This window comes from Halosimplex yunnanense (genome assembly GCF_054504345.1).
In genome coordinates, this window is record NZ_JBTJEL010000035.1 from 397,425 (window position 1) to 424,039 (window position 26,615).

Genomic DNA, 26,615 nt, shown 5'->3' on the forward strand with positions numbered 1-26,615 from the left:
CTCTAGAACATTTTATTTGAAACAGGACCAGCAAGACAAGACTACGCGAATGAACTCCCTATTATATGACTCCTGGATGACGGTCTAACTTGAAGGTCCACCGAATTGGTAATCGTCGTTATTATCCTCAGTTTCCATTCCTTCCATCCACTCACCTAATTCTGTCTGAGTCGTTCCCTCATCAAGGCGGGAAACAACTTTTTCTACGAACCTTTCTGTTCGTTTAGCAATTGGTTGGATTTGAGATGCAATGACTTTCCACTCGTACTCATCTGTATCGACGATTTGTTCAATATGCCCTTTGAGTTCTTCAGCAGCAAGCTCGTCGATTATCATTTTAGCTTTAGTTCGAAGTTCCTCTTGTTTCTTGTCTCCAATACTTTCCCAATACCGATGAGATCGCTCCAAAACCTCTTCGAGTGTGAATTCCCTCTTTTTAAGTGCTAAGCTAATTATCGCCTGTAGAACCGACTCAACCAAGGCCTCGTGATCCTCTGGATAGACATCGTACGGATAGAACTCGGTTCTTATGTATTCGCCTTCGCCGCTGTTTATTGGGAAGATCTCTTGCAAATCTGTAGGGCCGAACGTGGTGTCCGATCGAACCCAGATATTGAATCCACTGTAAGCAGCATGAAGAAAATGGAGAATGACAAAGTTATTAGGAATCTCTATGGGATGGGATGAAAGATCCTCTAAAGATGAGAGACAAATATCGGTCTCATAATCTGGAGGGGAAATATTTTCATCAATATCCCCGACAACCCCTCTCTCGATGAGACCAATATCTTCCTGACTGAGTTTAGAATAACGTTCTATTTGGGCTCTATCGATAGAATTTGATTTGCACTCTGTTATGATCGAGTGGTCCAAAGTGGGAGATGTAAGAATAATATCTGGGTGGAGCTGGTCGTCTCCTAAATAGAACTGCTCCTCCATGATATCGCATTCATAATCTAACTCCGCTAATGTATCAGAATAACCTACGTCACGTCGAGTAAGAGAGATCCAACCATTCATTTGCGCAGTGTGATCTGAGATGTTATACATTATCTATCACCATTTCAGCAGATGGGTCATAATACTGTTGGAGGTTTGTAAATATTCGTAGAGCAGTATTCCCGCAAGCGTCTTCAAGTAAATAGAGGCGAATCCAGTCCGAAGTGACTTCCATAGAGAACATATCCCCGTTGTGCATGTCTACACCTTTTACTTTGTAATAGTCCGACTCCAGTTCGGTAATATTTCCCCAAAGCCGAAGAGGATCTGTAGCAGATATCATATAATTTAAAAATTCCTCTATGTTCTCGATCTTGTTATTAAAAGATATCTTTAATGGGGACCCTTTAGCCCGAGATCCATGGGATGTGTTCTTTCCACGAATTCTGTGGTTTTCCTCGATAGCTTCTAAGAGTTCACGGTATTTATCACGGACATTAAGGACTGTGTCAACATGCAATTGAATATCGGTTCCCCCTCTCGTAGTAAATCGCCCTTCGTTCGTAATACGCTCTTTGACGAACTCTCCCCCTACTTCTCGGCGAATCTGGACATTTGAAAGCGATAGAAAGTTGTTTACACCTTCACTTGCTTTGAGCTGTTCGTAAAGATTCTGAGTCCCATTGCCGGAAGATTGTAGAGAGAGATCACCGAACAAAATATTATCATCAATGTATTCTTCGGGGAAAATCTTCTCTGCATCGTACTTTACACTCACACCGCGGAACTCTCCAAAGTCACGGAAGTTTTCAACTTCTCCACTTGGTATCCAAGGCCTGTCGAGTCCGCTCCGTTCACCGGCCAACATATCCTTGAAAACTCTATTTACAAAATCTGAGTGAGCAGTGGAATATAGTGTCCAGAATCTGCTATCTTGAGTATCTAAGAATACTGTTTTTCTTCCATCTTTGTTTTCAATAGTCAGACCGAAAAGATTCTGTTCAATCTCTTCAAACTCTTGGATATCTTCATACTCGTCAAAGAGAGTATTGGGAGAAATATTTGATTCAATTAAAAAGGTCTTCAACATCGTACTTCCATAGTCCAATTCCTGATCCTCAACGAGATCATCCTGAGTTCCTTCTAGCGTCTGCTGGAAAAAGGAAAACATCTCCTGCCGGCTGGATATGTGGGTGGCTAGCATAGGCTGAAATTGCTTAGTTAAGCCTTCAGGAGTCTCAGTGAAGAAATTTTCCCAGGATTTCCCACCTTATGTCCGAAGTCATATTATAAGACAGTCGTTTGGGAGATCCCAGTACGCATATGCACCGATATAATCGATAGCACATCTGAAACCCACCTCTTCAGGCAATGTAGAACGGATTTTGGGCTGTTCAGTGACAGAAACGGTTCTTTCTATCGCTGCCTTTAACTCGTCAATATCCCCCCATTGTCGGCGCGCTAAATCGAATCGTACCTCAGTCTCACTTATCGATTTCAAAGAATCAAGTATGCACCATCGAACCGCTTCTCGGACATCCGAATCCTGTAAGTGCTCGTTTGGGTCAATCCCCTCAGTAATTGGCTTCGAGCAAGACCAAAATCGCCGATTTGTTGTCCAATAGAGCGCAAGCTTCCAAGTGGCAGCTTTATCCGCGTACGATCTTCGTTCTTCATCAGACTCGGTAAATGATTCTGTAGCATCCAAAAGAGATCCGAATGTAGCACTCAAATACTTCCCAAGATAAGCACCTGCTGTTGATTCCATTTCCTGCTGATCATCGTCGAACTCAATTAGATCATGAGCACGGGTCCGCTCCCGAATCCACTTCTCATCGTGCCCGTGCTCACCGAACCGATACCAGTCGACGAATCCTTCGTCGTCCTGGAACTCAGGAGCGAGGTCGTCGAGGTCGTCCCGATACACCAGCGGATATGCGTCGACGATCTCACCTTGCCCGTAGTCGGACCACTTCTTTGCCAGCTCCGGCTTGTCGCAAAGCCAGGGCATCCCGTCGCTCTCCCGTTCGGGAACGTCGAAGAATAGCACGTGCAGGTGCGGATAACCTTTCTCGGTGAATTCGAGCGCCTTGATGTAGTCGGGACGGCACCGAGGCCGTCCGGTGACCGAATCATCAAGCTCTGGTCGCCAGCCACAGACACCTTCCTGGCGGGTGTCCGATTTGGTCGACGGGTCGGAATCGAAGTACGAAAGCAGCCGATTGAAATTCTCGTTGATCGAGTCGATCCCGTCCAGGAGGGAATCCTGTCGCTTCGGGTCGGTGGTGAGTGTCACTAAAACCGCGTTGTCGGCGTGGTCGTAGCCGTATTCGAGCGCGTCATTGAAACGGGCGAACTGCTTCGAGACACGACCGGAGTCGTTGAAGCGGGTCTTGTAGTCCTTCGTCATCCGGCGGGTCGTCTCGCTACCCTGGCCGTCGACGAAGTGGACGTCGAAGAGTAGCTTGTAGTCCTCGATACGATTGAGGTAGGATGTAAAACCGTCGACCAGCAACTCTTGAAGGTCTTCATCCACGGAATCGACCTTTGCGAGATAGTTGCGAAGAAATTCCCGGTCGTACACCGGGCCATCGCGCTCGGTGGTTGTTTGAGTAATGCCTTCTGTAATCAAGTCAAGAAGGCGGAGGGTCGGCGTGACCATCAGCACCCCTGAAGACTCGGATTTTCGCACGTAGGGGTCCTCTCTGTCGGCGAGGTCGTTGACGAATCGATAGGCGAACTGGTAGTCGGGATCCGAGCCTTCGACGCGATCGCAGGCGTCCGGGGAGACGCCTTTGACGACGTAGGACACGATGTGCGTCAGCGGCGTCCCCTCTGGATGTTGGGTTATGAACTTCGCTATCCGACATCTGTCGGTATCGCGCTCCGTGAGCGTCCCGTCGATGAGCGGACCGTAGCCGAGGAGATCTCGCTCTTCCATGAGGTCCGCCAGTACGGGAGTGTTACATCTCTCGGAGAGGTCGAGGTGGCCCAGGTGTCCAGGAGGAGACGCGATACTCATTGAGAATTAGTCGAGAGAAGCAGCGGGGCGCGTCTCGCCGCGCCGGGACTTCGGCAGGTGATGCGTCAGGGACGAGAGTTCGTCCGGGTCGGTGACCTGGTAGCAGCTCCAGCACTGCTTCGTCTGAGCAACAGGCGAGTCGACGCGGTTGATACAATCGGCTTGGCAGCTCCGATGGCGACACTTGTACTCGACGTACTCCGACCAGTCCGTCACTGAGAATCACCGTCCTCGACGCGGGCGACGGCTCGACGAGCGTCGGCATCGGTCGCTTCGTCGCGGGGAAGGAGCGAAGCGCGGACGAACTCGTCCGCCGGGAACGGCCAGTCATCGCGGGACAGCGAGCCGGTCGAGTCGCCTGTCATGGGCGATCACTCCGGTCGATCCCGACAATGGAAATCGCACGACGGCGTAGGGGGCCGTTCAGCGGCTGAACGAACTCCGAAATCTCGGTACAGAACTTCGATTCTGAAGCCGGTGATACGACGGCGCTGCCGCTCTGAGGCACGGAATCTCGTAGAACCTCAGAACCGACGGTTCTGGTACGGGCACGGTGGGATTCGAACCCACGACCGTCGGATTAGAAGTCCGACGCTCTATCCGGACTGAGCTACGTGCCCTCGTTCGGAATTGTGCGGGCGCGATTAAAAAGCGGCCCGGGTTGTAATCGGCCGGCCTAGCACATTTGCCACTCGATGCCAAACGTACACGCATGCCCCGAATCGGTCTGACGGGGGACGTGATGCTCGGGCGGCAGGTCGACGAGCGCTATGTCCAGCCCGGTAACGACGCCGACGCGATCTGGGGGAACGTGTACGACCGTCTCCGCGCGCTGGACGGGCTGCTGATCAACCTCGAATGTACGCTCTCCACGAGAGGACGAAAGTGGACGCGCACCGACCGCCCGTTCCACTTCCGGGCGGCGCCGGACTGGGCGACCGAGGCGCTGACCGCCGCGGGCGTCGACTGCGCCTGTCTCGCCAACAACCATCTGCTGGACTACGAGGAGCCGGCGCTCCGCGACACGCTCGACCACCTCGACGCCGTGGACATCGCCCACACCGGCGCGGGGGAAACGATCGCCGAAGCCCGCGAACCGGCCTTCTTCACCGTCGGCGACCTCGATGTCGCGGTGATCGCGGCGACGGACAACACGCCGGAGTACGCAGCCGGGCCGGACAGCCCGGGCGTCTGCCACCTCGATTTCGACCCGAACGAGGAGGTGACCCGGACCGCCATCGAGGGGATGGTCGCCGACGTACGAGCCCGAGATCCGGACCTCGTCGTCGCCTCGGTCCACGGCGGGCCGAACATGGAGACCGCACCGAGCGAGCGACTGCGGGCGTTCCACCAGTGGCTCGCCGAGCGGGTCGACCTCGTCCACGGTCACAGCGCCCACGTCTTTCAGGGGGTCGAAGTCGTCGACGGGACGCCCGTGCTCCACGACTGCGGCGACTTCGTGGACGACTACCGCGTCGACCCGACGCTGCGCAACGACCGCGGGTTCCTGTTCGTCGCCGACGTCGACGAGTCGGGCGTCCGCTCGCTTCGACTCGAACCGATCGAAATTGCAGATCGGACGGTATACGCGGCCGGCCCGGAGGCCGCCGTGAGGTCCCGGGAACGTATGCGCGAGCGCTCGGAGCCGTTCGGGACTCACTTCGAGCGTGACGACGACGCGCTGGTGTTGGATGTGCCCTGAGCGATAGAGCCGGCGGCGGGACAACCGTCCCTCTTTTGGTCGCCGGGCGTCCAGCACCACCAATGAGCGCGCACCTGGACTTAGAGGAGTCCGAGCCCGACGTGGCAACCGACGGCGTCTGGCTCACCTGCATCGAGTGCGGCGAGCAGTTCGCCCCCTTCGCGGAGATCCGCTACACCTGCGACCACTGCGACGGCCTGCTCGAAGTCCGCTACGCCGACCTGCCCACGTGGGACGACTTCGGCGGCGCCAGCACGCCCGAGAGCGGCCCCTACGGCGTCTGGCGCTACTCGGCCGCGCTGCCCTTCGAAGAGGGCGTCTCCCTCCCCGAGGGCGGCACGCCGCTGCACTACGTTCCCCGACTCGAAGACGAGACCGGCGTGAACACGCTCCGAGTTAAACACGAGGGGATGAACCCCACCGGCTCGTTCAAGGACCGCGGGATGACTGTCGGCGTCCGCGTCGCCCGCGAGGTCGGCGTCGACCGCCTCGCCTGCGCGTCGACCGGCAACACCTCCGCTGCGCTGGCCGCCTACGGCGCCCGCGCCGGCATGGAGACGCTTGTCCTGCTCCCCGCGGGCAAGGTCGCCGCCGGCAAGGTCGCTCAGGCGAGCCTCCACGGCGCCCGCATCCTCGAAGTCGACGGGAACTTCGACTCCTGTCTCGACATCGTCCAGAATCTGGCCGCCCGCGGCGAGGCGTACCTGCTCAACTCGCTGAACCCCTTCCGCCTCGAGGGCCAGAAGACAATCGGCCTCGAGATCATGGAGCGCTTCCACGCCGACGAAGGGCGCTACCCCGACCGGATCGTCCTGCCCGTCGGCAACGCCGGCAACACCGCCGCGCTGTACAAGTGCTTCCGCGAGCTCCGGAAGGTCGGCGCTATCGACGAGGACGAAGTCCCCAAGCTCACCGGCGTCCAGGCCGAGAACTCTGCGCCGATGGTCGAGGCCATCGAGGAGGGCAACGACGAGGTCCGCCGCTGGGAGGACGTCGAGACCCGCGCGACCGCAATCCGCATCGGTAACCCCGTCAACGCCCCGAAGGCCCTGCCGGGCATCCGCGAGACGGGCGGCACCGCCGTCGCCGTGTCCGACGAGGAGATCACCGACGCCCAGCGCTCGCTCGCCGAGGAAGGCGTCGGCGTCGAACCCGCCTCCGCAGCCTCCATTGCCGGCCTGCGCAAACTCCGCGAGACCGGCGAAATCGAGGCCGACGAGGACGTGGTCTGCCTGACGACGGGGCACCTGCTCAAGGACCCCGAAGCCGCCTACGAGGCCGGCGGCGAACCCGAACCCGTCCCCAACGACACCGAAGCCGTCCTCGACCACCTCGGCGAATAACGCGATTTCGCCGACTGGCTTTTCTTCTGGCGCGCGCTGTCGCGCGTCTCGTCGCGCGACAGCATCGTGCGAGGGATGACTGAGGGAGCGAAGCGACCGATGGAATCGGCTGGGGAGGCGTGTGGCCGGCTGCGGTGCGGTTGCTGTTGCGGTCGCGGTGCGGTCCCTGGTGGACTGAAAGGGCGAGGCGGGCTCGCGTTTATGGAGTCGCCTGAGCGGGCACTATCCGCGCGGGCGGTGCGGAGAGCGCGGATATCCCGCCTCAGCGACCGCGAGCACGCCGAGGGCTTTCATCTCTCAGTATTCCCCGCGGTTGCCGTCACTACAACTCCTAGTGAGCGCGCCGAGGGCTTTCATCACCTGCTGTTCCCTGCGGTTGCTGTCGCAGTTGCTGCTAGCGAGCGAGCCGAGGGCTTTCGACGCTTCCCGTCTACTGCGGTGACAGTAACTGCTAGCGGTGAAGCCGTCGCCTGCTGCCGGATTCGCACTCAGCCCACAGCCAAAAATCGAAGCGACCGAGATTCCTACCAGCTTCGCTTGGGGTGGGGCTGGTTGTCGCCGCGGTCGTCGTAGTACTTGCGGCCGATGAACGATTCGTCGAGGTTGCTCATCATCGCGGTGAAGACGTCGTCGGCCGACTCGTAGGTCGACACGTTCGACCGTTCGAGCACTGCTTCGACCGTCGTCGTATCGCCAGTCGGGGCCTCGATCTCCACGTCGCCGAACGCGTCGGCGGCCGTCGCTGCGTCCATCGGGTAGTCGAACGATTGGTTGAACAACTGTTGCGTCTCTGTGATCCGCATCTGTACCCGCACAACTCGAGTATATCATTATAAATCACTCGGTTAGAGCAACAATTATGATAATCGCGTCTCGTCGCGGTCGTCGACTCCCGAAAGCAGGCGCTGCTGTTCGGCTGTCCTCGGTCGCTCCGCTCCCTGCGAGTACCACTCGCGCAAAAACGTGGGCGAAAAAGCCGCGCTCGCTCCGCTCGCGCGGATGCTACTCTTGTTCCGCCAGCCACGCGAGCAGGCCCTTCTGGGCGTGCAGGCGGTTCTCCGCCTGGTCCCAGACGATGGCGTTGTCGCTCTCGATGACGGCGTCGGTGACCTCCTCGCCGCGGTGGGCGGGCAGGCAGTGCATCAGCGCGCGGTCGCCGAGCAACTCGGGAGTGATCTGGAAGCCGTCGAAGGCCGCCAGTTTCTCCTCGCGCTCGTCTTCCTGGCCCATGCTGACCCAGACGTCGGTGTACACCACGTCGGCGTCGGCAACGGCCGCCTCGGGGTCGTTCGACACCGTCGGCTCCCCGCCGAGTTCCGCCGCGCGGTCCAGCACGTCGCCGTCGACGCCGTAGCCCTCGGGGGTCGCGACGGTGAGGTCGAGTTCGCGCATCGCCGCGCCGAGGACGAACGACTGGCAGACGTTGTTGCCGTCGCCGACCCACGCGACCGAGACGTCGTCGCCGAAGTGCTCGTGGATGGTCAAGAGATCGGCGAGCGTCTGGCAGGGGTGGGCGTCGTCGGTCAGCGCGTTGATCACGGGCACCTCCGCGTACTCGCCGAGTTCGACGATGTCGTCGTGGTCGAACACGCGGGCCATCACGAAATCGACGTAGCGGCCGAGCGCCCGTGCGATGTCTTTCACCGGCTCGCGGCCGTGCAGCCCGATGTCGTCCGGGCCGAGGAAGACGGCGTGGCCGCCGAGTTGGGTCATCCCCGTCTCGAAGGACACCCGGGTCCGTGTCGAGGGCTTCTCGAAGATCATCCCGAGGGTCTGGCCGTCGAGGTGGTCGCTCGCACCGCTCTCTTCGTAGTCGGCCTTGATCGTGGCCGCGCGGTCGAGGACGGTCGCCAGTTCGTCGGTCGTGAGGTCGTCGACGTCGAGGAAGTTCATTGTAGTTGCTCCGTCGCGGCTTCGAGGACGGCCACGGCGCGGTCGTACTCCGCCAGCGAGACGTGCTCGTCAGGTGCGTGGTCGAGGTCCGAGTCGCCGGGGCCGTAGGTCACCATCGGACAGTCCCACTCCTGGGCGAAGATGTTCATGTCGCTCGTGCCGGTCTTGCGCAGGAGCCGCGGGTCGCCCCCGGTCTGTCGGATCGCCACGCGGAACGCCCGACCGGCCGCCGTCCGCGGACTCTGCATCACCGGCTCGACCGCGTCGTGCCAGTGGACGGTGCCGTTCGAGAGGTGGCCGTCCGCGAGTTCGCGCACCTCTTCGGTCGTCTGCTCCGGGGGGACGCGCAGCTGCACGTCCACCGTCGCCTCCACCGAGAGGCCGTCGTCGGTGATGCCGCCCTCGAAACTGATGGGCTTGGCCGTCACCCGCTCGAAGACGGGCACCCACTCGTCGTGGCCGAACTCCGTCTCCACGTCGGACCACCAGCCGATGGCGTCCTGGATGGCGTTGTTCTCCGGGCGCGAGGAGTGGCCCGACTCCGAGGTGGCCACGTAGGTGCCCGCGAGCAGGCCCCTGTAGCCGAGCGTGATGCCGTCCCAGCCCGAGGGCTCGCCGTTGACGACGGCCCCCGGTTCTTCGTCGCGGTCCTCGACGAGGTGGCGCGCACCCCGCGAATCGACCTCCTCGCCGACGACGCCGACGAAGGAGGCGCCCGTCCGGACGGCCGCGACGGCCATCGAGCACAGCGGCCCCTTCGCGTCGACGCTCCCGCGACCCCACAGCACTTCTTCGCCGTCTTCGCTTTCTTCCACGCGCACGGGGATGTCGCCCGGCACGGTGTCGATGTGGGAGGTCAGCAGGACGCTGTCGTCGGCGGGCGCGCGGACGTTGCCGACCTCGTCGACCCACACCTCGCGGTCGTGGGATTCGAAGAAGTCGACGAGAACCCCCGCCGCTTCTTCCTCCTCGCCGGTCACGGAGGGCGTGTCGACCACGTCGATCAGCAGTTCGCGCGCTTCCTCGTCGGCGGGCAGGTCGGGGGCCGGTTCCTCGCCGTCGTCACCGTCGTCCGCGGCGGCGCCCTCGCTCTCAGTCATCGCCGACGACCTCCGCCATGGCGTCGACGACCTGGTCGACCTCCTCCTCGCTGACGGTCAGCGGCGGGAGGAAGCGGACGACCGTTCGACCGGCCGGCAGCGCGAGGATCCCGTGGTTCAGGGCGAGCTGCTTCAGCGCGCGGTTGGCGCCGCGGCCGACCTCGACGCCGACCATCAGGCCCTCGCCGCGCACCTCGCGCACCTCGTCGCCGATCTCCGCTTCGAGGCGCTCCTGCATGTACGCGCCCACGTCGCCGGCGTGACTCGGCAGGTCCTCCTCGACGACGGTCGAGACGGTCGTCCCCGCGGCCGCGGAGATGACGGGCCCGCCCGAGAACGTCGAGGCGTGGCTGCCGTAGTTGTCAGCGATCCACTCGCGACACAGCGTCGCGCCGACCGGGAAGCCGTTGCCCAGCCCCTTCGCGGTCGTGAGGATGTCTGGCGTCACGCCCGACTGCTCGCAGGCCCACAGCGTTCCAGTCCTTCCCATGCCCGTCTGGACCTCGTCGAAGATGAGCGCCGCGCCCGACTCCTCGGTCACCTCGCGAGCGCGCTGGAGGTACTCGGCGGAGGCGGGGTTGATGCCGCCCTCGCCCTGGACGGGTTCGACGATGACGGCCGCGGTGTCCTCGTCGACGGCGTCGGCGAGTTCGTCGCCGTCGTCGTAGGGGACGAACTCCACGTCGCCCATCAGCGGTTCGTAGGGCTTCTTGTACTTGTCCTTCCACGTCGTCGCCAGCGCGCCCATCGTCCGGCCGTGGAACCCCTTCATCGTCGCGACGATCTTCGACTTGTCGGTGGCCGAGCGGGCGAACTTCAGCGCCGCCTCGTTGGCCTCGGTCCCCGAGTTACAGAGCCACGTGTACTCGATGGGGTCGGGCGCCGAGTCGGCGAGGCGCTCGTACAGCGCCGTCCGCGCGGCGTTCGGGTACGACGCCTGCACGTAGGTCAGCTTCTCGAACTGCTCGGTGACGGCGTCGTGGACGGCCTCGTGGCCGTGGCCCAGCGGGACGCAGGCGTAGGAGGCCCCGAAGTCGAGGTACTCCGTGCCGTCGTCGCCGTACAGGACGGTGCCGTCGCCCGATTCGATCTGGATAGGTTTCTCGGAAAAGACGAATCCGGTCATCGTTATGTCTCCGTGTCCGCTTCCGCAGTATCTGAAAGTGCCGACGCGTAGACGTGCGTGCCGCCGCCGTCGAGCGCCGACAGGATCGGCTCCTCGGCGTTGGCGTCCGCCACGACGACCTCGTCGGCGCCGCCCTCGATGGCTTCCTGGATCGCCATCACCTTCCGCTCCATGAAGCCCTCGGCGGCGTCTTCGAGGGCCGCCCACTCCTCGCTCGTCTCGACGGTCTCGATGAGCGTCGACGGGTCGTCCGGGTCCGCGTAGATGCCCTCGACGTCCGTCAGCAGGACGAGCGTCGCCTCCAGCGCGCCCGCGACGTGGGCCGCCGAGCGGTCGGCGTCCGTGTTGACCGGGACGACCTCGTCGTCGTCCTTGCCGGCCATCGGCGGGGAGGCGACCGGGGTGTAGCCGTCGGCGAACAGCGTCTCCAGCAGGTCCGAATTGACCCGCTTTATCGTCCCGGAGTGGTCCCCGCGACGGATCTTGCGCTTGCCGTCTTCCATGACGCGGACGGCGGACTTGCGCGGCCCGTACAGGAGTTTCCCGTCCACTCCATTGAGGCCGACGGCGTCGACGCCCTGGCCCTGCAGGCCGGCGACCAGTTGCGTGTTGAGGTGGCCGAACACCATCTCGAAGACCTCCATGGTGTCTTCGTCGGTGAACCGGCCGACGACGCCGGAGGGCGTCTCGACGTACTCCGGCTCGATGCCGAGCCGTTCGAGCGTCTCGTCGACGGCCGTCGAGCCGCCGTGGACGACCGCGACGTCCTCGCCGTCGTCGTTAGTGAGCGTTGCAACGTCCGCCAGGGCGCCCGCGGGGTCGACCGCGCGGGCACCGCCGATCTTGACGACTGTAGTCACGAAAAATCACCTGCTCAGGGGGCCCCGACCGGGTGGAGGCCCTGGAACTCCAGTCCCGCCGTCTCCTCGATGCCGAGCGCGACGTTGGCGGCGTGGACCGCCTGCCCCGCCGAGCCCTTCATCATGTTGTCGATCGCCGAGAAGACGACGAGGCGCTTGTTTCCGGGGTCGAGTTCGAACCCGACCTCCGCACGATTCGTCCCCGCGACCGCCTTCGGCTCGGGGTAGCGATACACGCCGCCCCCGCCCGCGACGAGTTCGACGAACGGCTCCTCGTCGTACTCGCCGCGGTACGCTCCCCAGAGGTCGCCCTTCGAGACGGGCTCACCCGGGAAGACGTGACAGGTCGCGCTCGCGCCGCGGATCATGTCCACCGCGTGGACGGTGAAGGAGACGTCCAGTCCGAGGAACTGCTCGATCTCGGCCTCGTGGCGGTGGCCCGTCGGCGCGTACGGGCGGACGACGCCCGAGCGCTCGGGGTGGCTGGAAGCTTCCCCGCCTCCAGCGCCGCCCTCCGAGGAGCCGACCTTCACGTCGACGACGACCTGCTCGTCGCCGGAGAGGATGCCGTCCTCGACCAGCGGCTTCAGTCCGAGGATCGTCGCCGTCGCGTTACAGCCGCCGGAGGCGATGAGATCCGCGCCCGGCAGCTCGTCGCGCGTGACCTCGGGGAGCGCGTAGACGGCGTCCTCCAGCAGTTCCGGGCGCGTGTGCCCGTCGTACCACTCGTCGTACTGCGCTTCGCTGTCCAGCCGGAAGTCCGCCGAGAGGTCGACGACGGTGTCGGCCGCTTCCTGAAACTGGTCGATCTGCTCCATCGAGACGCCGTGGGGCGTCGCCGCGAACAGCACGTCGACGCTCTCCAGCTCCTCCGGCGAGGAGAAGCGCAGGTCCAGGTCGCGGAGGTTCGGGTGGGCGTGGCCCACCGTCTTGTTCTCCTTCGAACGGCTGGTCGCCTGCGTAATCTCGAACTCCGGGTGGCCGGCGAGCAGGCGCAGCAGCTCCCCGCCCGTGAAGCCCGAGCCGCCGACGACCGATGCGGTGTATTCGCTCATGTCGCTGCCTCTGCGGTTTCCTCGTCGGCACCCGCGCGTTCCTCCAGCCAGTCGACGACTTCGGCGGGCACGTCGACGTCGGTGACCTCGTTGAGCGCCTTGAACTCGACGGTGTGGTTGACCTCGTGGACGGTGTAGCCCGACGGGTTCCCGTCGTCGTCCACGCCGGTTTCCATGAGGTCGATGCCCAGCAGCCCGCCGCCGACCGCGTCGCTCGCGGTCGCGACCAGCTCGCGCATCTCGTCGGTGATCTCGATCTCGGCGGTCTCGGCACCCTTGGCGGCGTTGGTCAGCCAGTGGTCCGACGAACGGACCATGCCGGCGATCGGCTCGCCGTCGACCGCGACGATGCGGATGTCGCGGCCCGGCTTGTCGACGAACTCCTGGATGTAGAAGACCTTGTGCTCGTAGTGGCCCAGCGTCTCCTTGTGTTCGAGGATCGCTTCGGCGGCCGACCGGGAGTCGATCTTGGCCATCAGGCGGCCCCACGACCCGATCACGGGCTTGAGGACGCAGGGGTAGCCGAAGTCCTCGATGCTCTCCAGCGCGGCGTCTTTGGTGAACGCCACGTCCGTCGCCGGCGTCGGGACCCCCGCCTGCTCCAGCGCGAGGCTGTTTTTCACCTTGTTCGCGCAGACCTCCGCCGTCTCGGCGGCGTTGACGACCGGGATGTCGTAGGCCTCGGCGAACTGGGTGGCGTACAGCGAGCGGCTCGTCGCCAGACAGCGGTCGACGAGCACGTCGACGTCCTGCATGTCCTCGGGAACCTCGGAGAGCCCGAAGCGCTGCTTGCGGACGTCGACCTTGACGACCTCGTGGTCGCGCTCACGCAGCTCGTTCAGCAGGAGCTTCTCGTCCCGGCGGATCCGGGAGTAGAGGATGCCGACGTTCACTCTCACTCACCCCAGTCCTCTTCGAGCTCCGGTGCCGTCTCGAGGACTGGAGGTTCGGTGTCGACGACTTCCAGCTCCGCACCGCAGGTGCCACAGTCGACGATCTCTCCTATCTCGATGCCGTCGTGCAGGGTTACCTCCGCCCCGCACTCGACGCATTCTGCCATCGTACCCGCTACTCGCACTGGGATACACTTAAAGGCTTCGAACCTATCAAAAGAAGTTAATTACGCATACGCCCCGCTAACCGCGTCGCGAGCCCGATTTCGTGGACAGTCCGTACACTGTATCAGTTTGGTGGTAGTTCCCCTCGCGGGGGTCGTGGGAGCGGCTGTGGTCGGTGGTGCGGGTCGATGTGGGGGCGGGTCCGGGCGGCCTCGCGCTCAGACATAGTCGGCCACCTCCGCTTCGAGCGATTCGAGCGCGCCGGCCACGGCGTCGCGGCGCTCGGCGACCGCGTCCTCGTCGCCCGTCAGCCGCTCGCGGGCGCTCTCGATCTGTGCTTCGACCGCGTCGGGCGCGGGACCGCCGGCCGAGTCGCGCATCGCCACGCTCTCGACCGGGTCGAGCGTCGCCGCCAGCGTCTCCTCGTCGACGTACGCCGTCAGCGGCTCGCCGAGAATCTCCTCGGCGGCGGCCTCCAGCTCGGCGATCTCGGGGGCGTCCCGTCCGGGATCGAGATCCTCGGCGACCGCCGCCACGACCTCGTGGGCCGTCCGGAAGGGCACGCCGGCCATCGCCAGCCTGTCGGCGACGCCGGTCGCCGTCGAGAACCCGGCCGCCGCTTCCGCGGCGAGCACGTCCTCGTGCCACTCCGCCGTGGTCAGCGCGCCCGTCGCCACTTCCAGCGCGGGCGGCACCGAATCAACGGCGGTCCACGCCGGCGGCGTCGCCTCCTGCAGGTCGATGTTGTACGACCGGGGCAGCCCCTTCAGCGTCGTCAGCAACCGCTGGAGCGCGCCCTGGGCCTCGCCGGCCGTGGCGCGGACGATCTCCAGCGTGTCGGGATTCTTCTTCTGGGGCATGATCGACGACGTCGAGGCGTAGTCGTCGCTGATCTCGACGTAGTCCCGGCCGCTGTAGACGACCAGGTCCTCGGCCATGCCGGACAGCGTCGTCGCCAGCGTCGTCAGGGCGCTCGTCGTCTCGACGAGGAAATCACGGGAGGACGTGGCGTCCATCGAGTTCGCTACCGTCCCGTCGAATCCCAGCAGTTCGGCCGTGCGCTCGCGGTCGACATCGAAGGGCGTCCCCGCGAACGCCGCCGCGCCCAGCGGCGACTGGTTCGTCGTGGAAAGCGCCGCGAGCAACCGCTCCGTATCGCGGGCCAGCGGTCCCTCGTAGGAGAGTATCCAGTGGGCCACGGTCACGGGCTGGGCGTACTGCAGGTGGGTGAACCCGGGCATCACCGTCTCGGTGTGCTCGGCGGCGGCGTCGAGTAACTGCTCACGCGCGCCGACCACCGTCTCCAGCGCCTCGAAGAGGTCCGAGCGCAGGCGATACCGGATGCACGTCGCTACCTCGTCGTTGCGCGAGCGGGCGGTGTGCATCCGCCCGCCCTCGGGACCGACGCGCTGGATGACCGCCGTCTCGATCGCCTCGTGGACGTCCTCGGCGTCGGGCAACTCGCCGTGGCCCGCCGCTTCCACGTCGTCCAGCGCTGCCAGGATCGCGCTCGCGTCTTCGTCGTCGACGATGCCCTGCTCGGCCAGCATCACGACGTGCGCGCGGTCGACCTGCAGGTCCGCCGCGAAGATCCGCTCGTCGGCGGCCAGCGAGGACATGAACCCGCGCGCCGGCCCGCCGGAAAAGCGGTCCCGGCGGATCGCGGTCCCGCCGCTCTGGCCGTCGCCATTGCTCGCACCGGGCGACTCACCGGTCTCGTCGGGAGTGTCCTCGCCGTCGCTCATCTTACTCGTCGTCTTGGCCGCCGTCCGTCGCCGCCTCGGCCTGCTTCGCCGCCACGTTCTCGGCGACGCGGTTGGCCAGGCGCGACTGGAAGCCGTGGTACTTCGCGACGCCGGTGGCGTCGTCCTGTTCGATGTCGTCGGTGACCGCTTCCTCGTTGAACGAGGCCGCGGACTCGCTGTAGACCGCGTACTCGCTGTCGCGGCCGACCGGGCGGGCCTGCCCGCCGTCCAGCTTGACGGTCACCGTGCCGGTGACCTTCGTCTGGGTCTGCTCGATGAAGCCTTCGAGCGCCTTCGTCAGCGGCGCGTCGACGAGCCCCTCGTAGCCCTTCTGGGCCCAGCGCTGGTCGATCTGCTGTTTGAACGCGCGCTCTTCCTGCGTGAGGACGAGGCTCTCGAGGGCCTCGTGGGCGTTCAGCAGCACGGTCGCTGCGGGGTGCTCGTAGTTCTCGCGGACCTTGAGCCCGAGCATGCGGTCCTCCATGATGTCCGAGCGGCCGATGCCGTGCTTGCCCGCGCGCTCGTTGAGCTGTTCGATGAGTTCGACCGCGCCGATCTCCTCGCCGTCGAGAGCGACCGGCACGCCCTCCTCGAAGGTGAGTTCCAGCGTCTCGGTCTCGGCGCCGCCCGGTGCGGTCGTCCAGTCGTAAATCTCCTCGCCGGGGACGTGGGCGGGGTCTTCGAGCTCGGAGCCCTCGACCGAGCGGCTCCAGAGATTGGTGTCGATGCTCCAGCGGCCACCGTCGCCGCCCTCGACGGGCAGGCCCTTCTCGGCGGCGTACTCGCTCTCCCACTCGCGGGTGAGGCCGAGTTCGCGCACGGGCGCGAGGACGTCGAGGTCCGAGGCGCGCCAGACGGCCTCGAAGCGGAGCTGGTCGTTGCCCTTCCCCGTGCAGCCGTGGGCGAGGGCGCTACAGCCCTGTTCCTCGGCGACTTCGAGGATGGCGTTGGCGATGACCGGGCGTGCGAGCGCGGTGCCCAGCGGGTAGCCCTGGTAGGTGCCGTTGGCCTTGACGGACTGGAGACAGAGGTCGGCGAACTCCTCCTTGGCGTCGACGACGTAGTGGTCGAGGCCGAGTTCCTCGGCGGTCTCCTCGGCCTCGTCGAACTCCTTTGCGGGCTGGCCGACGTCGACGGTGACGCCGATGACGTCGTCGTAGCCGTACTCTTCCTTGATGAGCGGGACGCAGACTGTCGTGTCGAGCCCGCCGGAGAAGGCGAGCGCGACAGTGCCGGATGGGTCGGATGTCATGTGTTGTGTGGTGACTGTCGGGTGAGATGTCCGCCCGGAACCCGACGGTGGCGGGAGTTGGAAACGAGACGTGGCGACGATGGGAGTAGTAATTTCGGGCCTAACGGCCCGGTCGTCGTCGCCGCGGTCGTCGGGCGTCGACGCCGGTCGGCGCCGCGCTCCGACGCGCGAAAAGTCGGTCGGCGGACCCGCCACTCGACGCGGCCTGCGTGCCGGGAGTGCGGGTCGAAGCCATGTACCTGCTACTACCGACAACTCGCTACTAAAAGGTTGCGAACCGACACCGAGCGGCCCGCTATCGTCTGTTAGCCGTTCGCACGGGCGGGCAGAAATTGCTGGCCCGCTCCGTTGACGGCCGATCAGATCCGCTCGAACAGGGGGACGGCAGACCGGGCCGCACCCTCGTCGGCGCCCCCGTCGCTGCTCCGGCCGGTGTCTCCGGTATCAGCGCCGTTCGATCCGGTCCCACCGTCGCTACCGCCATCGGCGTTGCCGGCACTATCGCCGCTGGTAGCGTTCCCAGCAGCGTCACCGCCGCTGGTAACGTTCTCGGCGCCGAAACCGGCGCCGTTGGAGCCGGCCTCGCCGTTACCGCCGGCGGTCTCGTTGCCGGGACCGGCGTCCGCGGGCGGACCGGCCTCGCCGTCGGAACCGGCGTCGTTCGCGCCGCCGGTGTCGTTGCTCGGTCCGGCGCCGCTCAGGCCGACGTCGGTCGGCGGACCGGATTCGTTCTGTGCTCCGTCGTTCGGGCCGGCAGCGCTGGGCGGTCCGGTTTCGGCTCCGGGGCCGGCGTCGGCCGGCGGCCCCGCGTTACCGTTTCCCGGGGCGTCCGACGCGTTCGCGCCGGTTCGGTTCCCGGCGAACGCCGGTGGACCCGCGGCGGCCGGGCCGCCCATCCCCTTACCGGCGTTCTTGCCCGCGATAGACCGCGCGACCGCGGCGACCTCCGGCCCGGTCATCTCGCCTGCCTTCGTCCGGAGCCGGTCGATCGCGGTCGCGTTGACGCCTTTCGCCTCCAGCGCCTCCGAGGGCAGCCTGCGGGCGACCTGCTCGGTCTGGTTCAGCCGGCGCTCGATCGCACGCTGCTCGGCGTGGAGCTTCGCCAGACGGGCGCGGTACTGCCCCTCGCTCACCGTCCCGTTCTCGTGGGCCCGCTCCAGTTCCGACAGTTGCGATTCGAGGTCGGCGAGCCGCTCGTCCAGGTCGCCGACCTCCGCGGCGACGACGCCGGCGCTCGACCGGTTCGACCCCGCGGCGGCGACCCGCTGGCCGAACGCCCGGGCGTCGACTTCGCTCGACACCTCGGCCTGTTGGACACCGACGACGCCCGCGAACTGCTCACCGGGCGCCACCGACTCGTTCCCATCGGTCGCCACCTGTTGGGCTCCCGCTTCCGAGCCCGCCAGCGCGGCGACCGGAACGGCGCCGACCGCCCCGAAGACGAGCAGCAGCGCCGCGGCGACGGGTGATGCTTCGACCATCTCACTCCCATCATAGTCCCCTGTCTCCATATATATCCCCGATCCCCAACCCGATTCAACCCGGATTAAGGCCGTTTTCGACGTCGAACACAGAACCGCTGTCTCGCGATAATCGAGGTCTAGCCGTCGAGCGGCGGAATGAACGGCCGAAAGCTACAAGTCACTCTCTTCGGGGAGAGTGACGACGTTCTCGCGGCCGATGCGGAACGTCTCGACGGCGTCGTCCTCGCGGAGGTCGCCGACGACTTGACTGGTCTTGGCGTCGGTCCAGTCGAGTTCGCCGGCGATCCGCTGTTGTTTGACCCGGCCGCCGTTCTCCTCCAGCAGGCGGAGCACCCGTTCCTCGTTGCTCAGCAACTCCTCCGGCGGTTCGTCGGGGGCGGTGTCCGCGTCCGCGGCGTCGGTCGCACCGTCCTCTCCCATTGCGCCGGTCGCTGGCCCACTGGTCTCGGCGCTGGAGCCGTCTTCGTCGGAGTCTTCGCCGCCACTCCGCGAGCGGTAGAGCCACCCGCCGGCCGCCAGCGCGACGAGCAGGAGCGCGGCGACCGCGAGCAGCGTGGTGGGGAGCCCGCCCGCGGGCGCGGCGACGACGCGCGGTTCGTCCGGCCCGAGGTCAGCGGGTCCGCGCCAGGTGACCGATGTATCGCCGCTCTCGTCGGGCTGGGGGGTCACCGACTGGCGCTCGTACCCCTCCGGCCAGGCCAGCGTGAGCGACGATTCGCCGTCGAGGAAAAAGCCCGACAGCGAGTCGCCGATCCGCAGGCGGTCGCCGTCGACCGTGGCGAAGTTCGTCCACCGGAAGCGGTAGGTAAGTACGCCGTACTTCTGGGGGAGCCGCTCCGTCGTCGCGGTGACGGTGACGTTCTCCAGAGACATCTCGCGGCCGGTCCGGTTCTCGGCGCTCGCGACGGTCCGCTCCATCCCCGTCGCGAACTGGCTGGTGAAGGCGGTGGCGTTCTCCGCGACGTCGGCCTGGACCGACTCGAAGGCGGCGGTCTCGTTCTCGTCGGTCAGCCTGACCCGGAACGCGACCGTCCACTGGGCGGTGCCGTCCTCACCGACGTCGGCGCGGAGCATCACCACGTCCGGGTCGACCGCCGACTGGAACGCCGGGCCCTGCTGTTGGGCGGCGACGCCGCTATCGACCGCGAACGCCCGCTCGTCAGCCGATCCCGGGCCGCTCGCGGCCCCGACGGCGGGACCGACGGCCGACAGACACAGCAGTGCGGCCGCGACCCAGGCGGCGACTTGCCGCGACGCGTCTCTCATCGTCACTCGGGTTGGCCTGAACCGCGAAAGGCTTTGTGACGTGGGCCGGGTTCGCCACGCGTCCACAAGCCGACGCCCACAAGGCATTTGCGAGTGGCCGTCGAGCGCCCGGTCATGGACTCCCGGGCAGACATCGAGGTCGAGGCGCTGCTGAAGGTCGTCCTCGTGCTCGTGATCGTCTGGATCGCGATCGAGATACTCGACGCCGCGATCTCGATGGTCCTCGGGCCGCTGAAGTCGGTGTTCGGGCTGGTCATCGTCGTCCTTATCGTCCTCTGGCTGCTCGACCGCATCTGATCCGTCGCGCCGGCCCCTGCCGTCGTCCGACGGTCTTTTCGCCGGCGATCCCGTCCACACATCCGTGTACAGTCTCAACGTCCCCGTCCCCGGGACGGTCGCGGCCCTCGCCGGCGACCTCGGGACGCGCCTCGGCACCGCCGAGGTCCGCCCCCGCGGCGAGCACACCCTCGTCGCCAAGCGCCTCGGCACCGGCGACGCCGCCACCTACCACGAGATCGAAGCCCGCGCCCGCGAGGTCCTCGCCGGCGAACCCCCCTTCGAGGTCCGCGTCGACGGCGTCGACGTCTTCACTGACGTCCCCCGCGGTGAGGGCCCTGTCGTCTATCTCACCGTCGAGAGCCCCGGCCTCGAATCCCTCCACCGCCGGCTCTGCGAGGCGTTCGACCCCGTCGACGACATCGAAGGTGAGGAGTACGTCCCGCACATCACGGTCGCCCGCGGCGGCTCCGTCCAGCGCGCCGCCGACCTGCGCGATACCCCGTTCGACCCCGTCGAGTGGGCCGTCGAACGGCTGGAGTTCTGGGACGCCGAACACGGTCAGTCGGTGAGTTCCGTGTCGCTGGGGTAGGAGTACGAACCGGTGCAAGAAGAACTAGGTCTTGTGCGACTGTGAACAGGGCAGCATGAAAGCCCCCGGCGCTCTCGACTCGGGCGCCTCGCTGCGCTCCTCGGGCTCCGCCCTGCGGTGCTTACTTCGTCGGCCTTCGTCGAGAGCACCGGCCCCTTTCATGCTGTCTTGACTCGCGGTGATCGCGTCGTGCTGTCTGCTGTCGCTGCTCCCCCGTTCGAGACTCACATCGCAACTCCTCGTAGAGCGGGACAACAGTTTAGCCGCTGTCGCCGGATGTAGTAGCCATGACCGAGGACGCGCCGGCGGACGATTCGGACGACACACCCGACGCCGAGGGGCTCGTCGGCGAGGGGGTCGCCCGTCGCGAGGACGCGGCCCTGCTCACCGGCGACGCCACGTTCACCGACGACGTCGACGCGCCAGGCCTGACGTATCTCACGTTCGTCCGGAGCGACGAGGCCCACGCCGAGATCGAATCCGTCGACGCGGCCGCTGCGGCCTCGATGGACGGCGTTGAGGCCGTCTACACCTGGGAGGACATCGCCGCCTCGGACGTGCCGGGCGTGCTGCCCATCTCGACCCACGGCCTCGACTGCGACCCGCCGGGCCACCCGGTGCTCGCCCGCGACCGGGTCCGGTATCAGGGCCAGCCGATCGCCGCCGTCGTCGCCGCGGACCGCTATCGCGCTCGGGACGCCGCCGATGCGGTCGACGTCGACTACGACCCGCTCCCAGCGGTCGTCGACCAGCGGGCGGCGCAGGAGCCCGACGCGCCGACCGTCTACGACGACGCGCCGGACAACGTGGCGGCCACGTCCCACCTGGGCGACGCCGAGGAGACCGACGCGGCCGTCGCCGAAGCCGATCACGTCGTCGAGGTGGACCTGACGAACAACCGGCTCATCCCGAACGCGCTGGAGCCCCGAGCAGCGATCGCCCGCTGGGACGCCGGCGACGAGCGCTTGACCGTCGAGATGACGACCCAGTCGCCCCACGGCCACCGCGGGAAGCTCTCGACCACGCTCGGCCTCCCCGAGAGCGACATCCGCGTTCTCGCACCCTCCGTGGGCGGCGGGTTCGGCCACAAGGGCCACCACCACCCCGGCGAGGCCGCGGCCGCCTTCGCGGCAATGGACCTCGACAAGCCCGTGAAGTGGACCGCGACGCGCAGCGAGAACTACTACGCCGGCGCACACGGCCGCGACCACCGGACGACGGCCGAACTCGCCGTCGACGACGACGGGACCATGCGCGGACTGCGCGTCGAGACCGACGCCAACGTCGGCGGCTACGGCCTCGGCGGCAGCCTCGGCATGCCCGGCTGGTACGGCTCGCTCCTGTCGAGTCAGTACGACGTCCCGGCCATCCACTGCGAGACGCGAGCCGTGTTCACCAACACGACGCCGATCCACTCCTACCGCGGGGCGGGCCGCCCGGAGGCCAACTACGTGATCGAGCGCTGCGTCGGCGCCGCCGCCCGCGAACTCGGCTTCGACCCCGCCGAACTCCGCCGGCAGAACCAGCTCACCGACTTCCCGCACGAGACCGCTGTCGGCGCCACCTACGACAGCGGCGACTACGAACTCGGGCTCGACGAAGCCCTCGATGCGGCCGGCTGGGGGGACCTCCGCGATCGCCCCGACCGCGACGAAGAGGGGCGCTACATCGGCGTCGGCCTCGCCTGCTACGTCGAGTCGACCGGCGGCGGCCACGAGAGCGGCGTCGTGCGCGCCCACCCCGACGGCACGGTTACGGTCTACGCCGGCACCCACTCCCACGGCCAGGGGCACGAGACCACCTACGCCCAGATCGTCGCCGACGAACTCGGCGTCGACTACGACGACATCGACGTGAACGAGGGCGACTCCGACGCGACGCCCACCGGAACCGGCACGTTCGGCAGCCGCTCCACCATCACCGGCGGCAACGCCATCGCCGAGAGCGCTCGTGCGGTCCGCGAGAAGGCTCTCAAACTCGCCGCGAACGTCCTCGATGCACCCGAAGCCGCGATCGAGTACGACGACGGCGAGTTCGCCGCGCCCGACGGCGAGACCTGCACGTTCGCCGACGTCGCGGAGGCGGCCTACGGCTGGGGCGTTCCCGAAGACATGGATCCCGGCCTCGAGGCGACGACGTTCTTCGAGCAGGAGGAGACGGCCTACACCTTCGGCACCCACGTCGTCGCCGTCGCCGTCGACCCCGACACCGGCGACGTCGAGATCGAGCGCTACGTCGCCCTGGACGACTGCGGCGAGCGGGTCAACCCTACCATCGTCGAGGGGCAGGTCGAGGGCGGCGTCGCCCAGGGCATCGGCCAGGCGCGCTACGAGACGGCCGTCTACGCCGACGACGGTACCCTCGAAACGGACTCGATGCTCGACTACGCGCTCCCGCGGTCGTTCCACGTCCCCGAGATCCAGACCGAGGCCACGGTCACGCCCAGTCCGACCAACGACCTCGGCGTGAAAGGTATCGGCGAGGCGGGCACCATCGCCGCGCCGCCCGCTATCGTCAACGCGGTCTGCGACGCGCTCGAACCGCTCGGAATCTCCCACGTCGACATGCCGCTGACCGAAGAACGCGTCTGGTCGGCGATCCGCGAGGCCGAGGAGTAGGCCGTCCGGACGAACTCACTCGCCCCGTTGTCCCGCGAGGAAATCGAGCACTTTCGTGAACAGCCACCCGACGATCAGGAAGGGGAGCAGCGGGACCAGCAGGATCACCAGTCCGAGAAACAGCGCCCAGCCGATCGAGTCCATCTCCGCGTCAGGTCGGGGTCCGGTCCCCGGCGTGACCGTCCGAAGCAGTTTCTTCGCGGCGCCCGGGTCGTCGGATTCGCTCGCATCGCTCATACCCACCTGTAAGACGAACGATGCGATAAAACCGATCCAAAGCGGGCGTCATGGCTGTGCCGCCGTCCCCTAGCACACCGGTTTCGGGTCGACGCCCATCGCTTCGAGGGCGTCCACGTACGCGTCGTAGGCCGCGTCGATGACTCGCTCGGCGCCTCGCTGGGCACGCTCCCAGTCGCTGTCCGTCTCGCAGACCGAATCGAGCAACTCGATTCCCTCCTCCAGTCGCGTCTGGGCGTCGGTTCGTAGCTCGCGGATCAGGTCCGCCCGGCCCTCGTCGGCCTCGTTGACGAAGAAGTTGACCGCTTGCAGCCGCGTCCGGTCGGCGACGAGCGGACGGCCGACGAAGGCGGCGCCCAGCCGCTCGATCGTCCCGTCGGTCTCGGCCAGCGCCGCGTGGACCGGGTCGTCCGCGGCGTCGAGCGTGTCGGCGGCGTCGGCGCCGTCGTTCGGCAGCCCCGCCAGCGACTCGACGACGCGGTCGAAGTGGGCGGCCTCCCGCTCGGCGGCGGTCTCGAAGGCCGAGGCCGCGTCGTCGACTCCCTCCTCGGCCCACCCTTGGAACGTCTCGCGGCCGCTGGCGGCCGACTGCGCCACGGTCCGGAGGACTGGCGCCCGCTCCAGGTCGGCGTCGGTCGCGGCGATCAGGTACTTGTCCGACCCGAGCCGATCCAGCGCGGTCGCCCGCTCGTCCCGTACCGCGTCGACGAGTTCCTGGCCGTTCATGGGCTTCGTTGGGGCGCCGCGCAGGTATATGTCCGGTCGGCGACGAGCGGGGCGGGGCCTCACCCTCCCGGGGCCACGAGACGACCTTTAAGTGCCCGCACTTCGTCGCCGCGATACAGAATGGTCGGACCCGCCGACGCGCTCGTCGATATGCTGAGCGGGCAGACGCTCGTCGTCCAGGCGCTGATCGGGGGGGTGGTCATCGCCGGCCTCAACCTGTTCGGCGCGTCGCTGGTGTTCGTCTGGCGCGACCCCTCCGAGCGCGCGCTCGACGGTGCGCTCGGGTTCGCCGCCGGCGTCATGCTCGCGGCGAGTTTCACGAGCCTCATCCTCCCCGGGATCGAGGCCACGCCGGGCGCGAACCCGCTCCCCGTCCTCGGCGGCGTCCTCCTGGGCGCGCTCGCGCTCGACCGCGCTGACGTACTCGTCCCGCACGCTCACTACCTGCTGACCGGCAAGCGCCGCGAGGACGCGGCCAACCCCGAGGACGACCAGTCCGATGGGGAAGACCGGTTCGCCTCGGTGATCCTGTTCATCCTCGCGATCACGCTGCACAACATGCCCGAAGGGCTCGCCGTGGGGGTCGGGCTCGGGTCGGCGGCTGCGCCGGTCCCACCCGGGGCGACGAACGTGCCGACTCTCGGCGACGCCGTCGCGCTCATGCTCGCGATCGGTATCCAGAACGTCCCCGAGGGACTGGCGGTGTCTGTCGCCGCCGTCAACGCCGGCCTCGACCGGAAGTTCTACGCCGCTCTCACCGGGATCCGGTCCGGGATCGTCGAGATCCCGCTCGTCCTGCTGGGCGCGCTCGCGGTCACGCTGGCGGCGCCCATCCTCCCCTACGCGATGGGCTTCGCGGCGGGCGCGATGCTGTTCGTCATCAGCGACGAGATCGTCCCCGAGACCCATCTCCGCGGCAACGAGCGGATCGCGACGCTCGGCACCATCGTCGGCGTCGTCGTCATGCTCTACCTCGACATCTCGCTGGCGTGACTGCCGCCGCCGTCACCGCTACCCGGCCCGCTCACCCGTCGTAGGCGAGGGCGACGACGCGCCCGTCGCCGTAGCGGACCAGCAGTTCGTCGCCGGACGCGGCGGTAAGGTTCGCCGGCGTCGCGCCGGTCCAGATCGGCACGTCGCGCTCGTAGGCCGCCAGCTCGGCGCCGGACGCGGGGTCGAGGACCGCGACTGTCCCGCCGTTGGTCACGGCCGCGAGTTCGCGGTCGCCGTCGCCGGTCAGGTCAGCGAGGACGGCCGGGGGCGTGACGCTTCCCTCGTCGGTCGCGAGCCGCGTCCGCCACTCCTCGCTCCCGTCGCTCGCGTCGAGCGCTCGCACGATCGATCCTGCCTCGCTGACGTAGGCTTCCGGCGTGCCGTCTCCGTCGCCGTCGGCGAGCGCGCCCAGCGACGGCGACCCCGCCGCCGAGCGGTTCCACAGCCGATCCCCGGTCGCCCCGTCTAGCGCGACCACGCCGTCGTTGCCCGCGACGACCACGACCGCCTCCCCGTCGACGACTGCGGCGGCCGCGTCGTTGGCGCCCGCGCCGCGGCGCCACAGCACCCGGCCGTCGTTCGCGAAGGCGACCGTCTCCTCGCGGCTGGCGACGACGACCTCCGACGCACCGTCGCCGTCGAGGTCGGTCGCGACCGGCGACGCGTACACGATGCCGGAGACGTTCCCCCGCCACCGGACGGTCCCGTCGCCGGCCGCGACGTGGACGTCGCCGGAGACGTCGCTCGCGACGATCTCCGGGCGGCCGTCGCCGAGCACGTCGGCGATCGTCGGCTTCGCGTAGCCGTAGGCGCGCGTCGGGATCCGGAACCGCTCGCTCCCGTCGCTCGCGTCGAGGGCGACGGTAGCGTTCTCGGTCGTCCCGGCGATCACTTCGGGCGCGCCGTCGCCGGTCACGTCGGCGATAGCGGGCTTCGTGAGCGCGTGGCTGAAACAGCGCTCCGGGGGGACGCCCGTCCACCAGCGGACGCTCCCGTTCGGGACGGCCAGCCGGTTCAGCGAGCAGGACCGGCGGGTGTGATTCTCCGCGCCCCGGACTGCCGTGACCGGCGCGACGACCACGCCCTCGGTGGCGCCGACGCCGTGGTGGTTGAAGTCGTTGGCCCGCGCGGTGTCGCTCACCCACAGTTCCGTCAGCGTGCCTCCGCCGCCGGGGAGCACCCAGAGCGCCGCGACACCGGCGCCCGCGAAGACGAAGAGGAGGGCGACCAGCGCGGCGGCCGTGCGGGTTCGCATCGTCTCGTCCTCGCCGGGGGGCGGGCAAAGCGCTTCCGACCCCGTAGCCGGATTCGACGCCCGTACCAGAGCC

25 protein-coding genes and 1 tRNA gene are annotated in these 26,615 nt (G+C 66.4%); 6 read left to right on the plus strand and 20 right to left on the minus strand.

Features of this window, described 5'->3' with window-relative positions:
* Positions 1-84 precede the first annotated feature (84 nt).
* The 5 genes from AB2U09_RS15615 to AB2U09_RS15635 form a co-directional block, all read right to left on the minus strand.
* Positions 85-1,050, minus strand: a complete 966-nt coding sequence (locus AB2U09_RS15615; protein WP_510172078.1) for a hypothetical protein — start codon at positions 1,048-1,050, stop codon at positions 85-87.
* Positions 1,043-2,143 carry a hypothetical protein gene (locus tag AB2U09_RS15620; protein WP_459193655.1) on the minus strand — a complete coding sequence of 367 codons (1,101 nt, stop codon included), beginning with the start codon at positions 2,141-2,143 and terminating at the stop codon, positions 1,043-1,045. The genes AB2U09_RS15615 and AB2U09_RS15620 overlap by 8 nt, the downstream gene beginning before the upstream one ends.
* A 78-nt stretch (positions 2,144-2,221) precedes the next feature.
* Complete coding sequence (locus AB2U09_RS15625) at positions 2,222-3,961, minus strand: DUF8148 domain-containing protein (RefSeq protein WP_459193656.1); 1,740 nt, start codon at positions 3,959-3,961, stop codon at positions 2,222-2,224.
* A gap of 212 nt (positions 3,962-4,173) precedes the next feature.
* Entirely contained in the window at positions 4,174-4,326 is a 153-nt protein-coding gene (locus tag AB2U09_RS15630; RefSeq protein ID WP_459193657.1) for a hypothetical protein, read from the minus strand.
* Between the two features lie 180 nt (positions 4,327-4,506).
* A tRNA-Arg gene (locus AB2U09_RS15635) sits at positions 4,507-4,581 on the minus strand.
* 92 nt (positions 4,582-4,673) lie between these two features.
* Here AB2U09_RS15635 and AB2U09_RS15640 point away from each other — a divergent pair.
* Together AB2U09_RS15640 and thrC are read left to right on the plus strand one after the other, a co-directional pair.
* Complete coding sequence (locus AB2U09_RS15640; RefSeq protein WP_459193658.1) at positions 4,674-5,663, plus strand: CapA family protein; 990 nt, start codon at positions 4,674-4,676, stop codon at positions 5,661-5,663.
* 62 nt (positions 5,664-5,725) lie between these two features.
* Positions 5,726-7,006: a threonine synthase gene (thrC, locus tag AB2U09_RS15645; RefSeq protein ID WP_459193659.1), complete on the plus strand. Its 1,281-nt coding sequence runs from the start codon at positions 5,726-5,728 to the stop codon at positions 7,004-7,006.
* A 524-nt stretch (positions 7,007-7,530) separates the two neighbouring features.
* On the opposite strand, the gene AB2U09_RS15650 is transcribed toward thrC, so the two are convergent.
* From AB2U09_RS15650 to AB2U09_RS15705, 12 genes are all read right to left on the minus strand, one after another.
* A complete protein-coding gene (locus AB2U09_RS15650; RefSeq protein ID WP_459193660.1) occupies positions 7,531-7,809 on the minus strand; it encodes a DUF5789 family protein in 279 nt (92 codons plus the stop codon).
* Positions 7,810-8,008: 199 nt separating this feature from the next.
* Complete coding sequence (gene argF / locus AB2U09_RS15655) at positions 8,009-8,899, minus strand: ornithine carbamoyltransferase (RefSeq protein WP_459193661.1); 891 nt, start codon at positions 8,897-8,899, stop codon at positions 8,009-8,011.
* Entirely contained in the window at positions 8,896-9,999 is a 1,104-nt protein-coding gene (locus tag AB2U09_RS15660; protein WP_459193662.1) for a [LysW]-lysine hydrolase, read from the minus strand. The genes argF and AB2U09_RS15660 overlap by 4 nt, the downstream gene beginning before the upstream one ends.
* Complete coding sequence (locus AB2U09_RS15665) at positions 9,992-11,125, minus strand: aspartate aminotransferase family protein (RefSeq protein WP_459193663.1); 1,134 nt, start codon at positions 11,123-11,125, stop codon at positions 9,992-9,994. Before AB2U09_RS15665 ends, AB2U09_RS15660 begins: the two co-directional genes overlap by 8 nt.
* Before the next feature lie 2 nt (positions 11,126-11,127).
* Complete coding sequence (locus tag AB2U09_RS15670) at positions 11,128-11,985, minus strand: acetylglutamate/acetylaminoadipate kinase (protein WP_459193664.1); 858 nt, start codon at positions 11,983-11,985, stop codon at positions 11,128-11,130.
* Between the two features lie 14 nt (positions 11,986-11,999).
* Positions 12,000-13,040, minus strand: a complete 1,041-nt coding sequence (argC, locus tag AB2U09_RS15675) for an N-acetyl-gamma-glutamyl-phosphate reductase (RefSeq protein ID WP_459193665.1) — start codon at positions 13,038-13,040, stop codon at positions 12,000-12,002.
* Entirely contained in the window at positions 13,037-13,933 is an 897-nt protein-coding gene (gene lysX / locus AB2U09_RS15680; protein ID WP_459193761.1) for a lysine biosynthesis protein LysX, read from the minus strand. The genes argC and lysX overlap by 4 nt, the downstream gene beginning before the upstream one ends.
* 2 nt (positions 13,934-13,935) lie before the next feature.
* Positions 13,936-14,100 carry a lysine biosynthesis protein LysW gene (lysW, locus tag AB2U09_RS15685; protein ID WP_006882170.1) on the minus strand — a complete coding sequence of 55 codons (165 nt, stop codon included), beginning with the start codon at positions 14,098-14,100 and terminating at the stop codon, positions 13,936-13,938.
* Positions 14,101-14,316: 216 nt separating this feature from the next.
* Positions 14,317-15,843: an argininosuccinate lyase gene (argH, locus tag AB2U09_RS15690; RefSeq protein ID WP_459193666.1), complete on the minus strand. Its 1,527-nt coding sequence runs from the start codon at positions 15,841-15,843 to the stop codon at positions 14,317-14,319.
* 1 nt (position 15,844) lies between these two features.
* Positions 15,845-17,095 carry an argininosuccinate synthase gene (locus AB2U09_RS15695; RefSeq protein ID WP_459193667.1) on the minus strand — a complete coding sequence of 417 codons (1,251 nt, stop codon included), beginning with the start codon at positions 17,093-17,095 and terminating at the stop codon, positions 15,845-15,847.
* A gap of 359 nt (positions 17,096-17,454) precedes the next feature.
* Positions 17,455-18,576, minus strand: coding sequence for a hypothetical protein (locus AB2U09_RS15700; RefSeq protein WP_459193668.1), 1,122 nt, complete (start codon positions 18,574-18,576; stop codon positions 17,455-17,457).
* 153 nt (positions 18,577-18,729) lie between these two features.
* Positions 18,730-19,845 carry a DUF7345 domain-containing protein gene (locus tag AB2U09_RS15705; protein WP_459193669.1) on the minus strand — a complete coding sequence of 372 codons (1,116 nt, stop codon included), beginning with the start codon at positions 19,843-19,845 and terminating at the stop codon, positions 18,730-18,732.
* Positions 19,846-19,959: 114 nt separating this feature from the next.
* On the opposite strand from AB2U09_RS15705, the gene AB2U09_RS15710 reads away from it, so the two are divergent.
* The 3 genes from AB2U09_RS15710 (at position 19,960) to AB2U09_RS15720 (ending at position 23,331) form a co-directional block, all read left to right on the plus strand.
* The gene (locus AB2U09_RS15710; RefSeq protein ID WP_459193670.1) at positions 19,960-20,142 is read left to right on the plus strand and encodes a DUF7554 family protein; all 183 of its coding nucleotides are present in this window, start codon (positions 19,960-19,962) and stop codon (positions 20,140-20,142) included.
* Positions 20,143-20,206: 64 nt separating this feature from the next.
* Complete coding sequence (locus AB2U09_RS15715) at positions 20,207-20,713, plus strand: 2'-5' RNA ligase family protein (RefSeq protein ID WP_459193671.1); 507 nt, start codon at positions 20,207-20,209, stop codon at positions 20,711-20,713.
* 287 nt (positions 20,714-21,000) lie between these two features.
* Positions 21,001-23,331, plus strand: a complete 2,331-nt coding sequence (locus tag AB2U09_RS15720; RefSeq protein ID WP_459193672.1) for a xanthine dehydrogenase family protein molybdopterin-binding subunit — start codon at positions 21,001-21,003, stop codon at positions 23,329-23,331.
* A gap of 15 nt (positions 23,332-23,346) precedes the next feature.
* On the opposite strand, the gene AB2U09_RS15725 is transcribed toward AB2U09_RS15720, so the two are convergent.
* Both AB2U09_RS15725 and AB2U09_RS15730 read right to left on the minus strand, forming a co-directional pair.
* On the minus strand, positions 23,347-23,568 hold the full coding sequence (locus tag AB2U09_RS15725) for a DUF7535 family protein (protein WP_459193673.1): 222 nt from the start codon (positions 23,566-23,568) through the stop codon (positions 23,347-23,349).
* A 69-nt stretch (positions 23,569-23,637) separates the two neighbouring features.
* On the minus strand, positions 23,638-24,294 hold the full coding sequence (locus AB2U09_RS15730) for a rubrerythrin family protein (protein WP_459193674.1): 657 nt from the start codon (positions 24,292-24,294) through the stop codon (positions 23,638-23,640).
* Between the two features lie 120 nt (positions 24,295-24,414).
* On the opposite strand from AB2U09_RS15730, the gene AB2U09_RS15735 reads away from it, so the two are divergent.
* On the plus strand, positions 24,415-25,287 hold the full coding sequence (locus AB2U09_RS15735; protein WP_459193675.1) for a ZIP family metal transporter: 873 nt from the start codon (positions 24,415-24,417) through the stop codon (positions 25,285-25,287).
* A gap of 31 nt (positions 25,288-25,318) precedes the next feature.
* Here AB2U09_RS15735 and AB2U09_RS15740 read toward each other — a convergent pair whose 3' ends face one another.
* Positions 25,319-26,542 (minus strand): outer membrane protein assembly factor BamB family protein, encoded by a 1,224-nt coding sequence (locus AB2U09_RS15740; protein WP_459193676.1) that lies wholly within the window; start codon positions 26,540-26,542, stop codon positions 25,319-25,321.
* Positions 26,543-26,615: the final 73 nt, after the last annotated feature.